The organism is Liquorilactobacillus mali KCTC 3596 = DSM 20444 (genome assembly GCF_000260415.1).
Classification (GTDB): Bacteria; Bacillota; Bacilli; order Lactobacillales; family Lactobacillaceae; genus Liquorilactobacillus; species Liquorilactobacillus mali.
In genome coordinates, this window is the sequence record NZ_BACP01000088.1 from 1 (window position 1) to 1,047 (window position 1,047).

The 1,047-nt window shown below is 35.7% G+C and carries 1 protein-coding gene; it reads right to left on the minus strand.

The window, feature by feature from the left end; translation table 11 throughout:
• Positions 1-1,047: transposase (locus tag GSM_RS13590; protein WP_010078421.1), on the minus strand; the 1,047-nt coding region annotated here is incomplete at both ends.

The window sequence follows — 1,047 nt, forward strand, 5'->3', positions numbered from 1 at the left end:
GGAATCAAAGCTGTATGTTCGGGTAATTCATCTTCAAAGTATCGATAATTTGATTCTGAACCGTATCCCGCATCGGCCACAATATACTTACCTAAAGTTTCAGCTGCTTTTTGCTGCTGTAAAAAGGGAATTAATGTTTTGGTATCTCCTGGATTTTGAAAAATGCCAAAGGCAGTTACAAATTGTTTACTCGTGGCGATTTGTAGATTATAAGCCGGTTTTAGCTGTCCGTTGAGCATTGAATCTTCTTTAACACGCATAAAAGTCGCATCATGGTCTGTTTTCGAATAACTATTCCGTTTACCATAAATTCCAGTTTGTATTTTATATTCCAATAACTTAGTTTGGCGTAACTTAAGTTTTCGTTTTAACGATTTCAGTTTTCGACGTCTGGACTTGTCTGGGTTTGGAGAGTTGTGCTCTTTTTCAATCTTTTTATTCAGATCTTTCAAGTTATTCTCTAACCGCAAGATAATTTCATCAAGCATTTCCAAAGTAAGATCTGTCTCTGCTGGGAGCTGGCACTTAAACTTAGCTTCATTTAATTCTTCCAGAAGGGATATAATCGCAGAGCGATTAAGCTTGTCAAAACGAATAGTATTCTTGCGCCAAACAAAACTATATTTATTGGCATCGGCTAAAATTTTAGTTCCATCAATAAAAGTAACCTCATCAATAAAGTTATTTTGCTTTAGATATTTTGTTAGTTTTTGAATACATTGATTGATCAAGTTCTCAACTTCATCTGAAATTCTAAAACGACAAATTGTTCGGTAGGCTGGAACTTGTTCCTGTGTCAGCCAACGGGCTGCCAAATTCTCTTCTGCCAAGGTATTAATCCGACGGCTACTGAAGATCCCTTTTGTGTACGCAAACAAAATTAATTTTAAAAGTACACGCAGATCATACTTACGCGGACGTCCAAAGATGTAGGGATCTTTAATTTTAAGGTCTTCAACTATTTGATTAATCATCCGTGCAGGATGATTTTCTTTTGGTTCCCAGTCAGTTTTGATACTAAGTACAGTCTGATTTATGTTATAATTA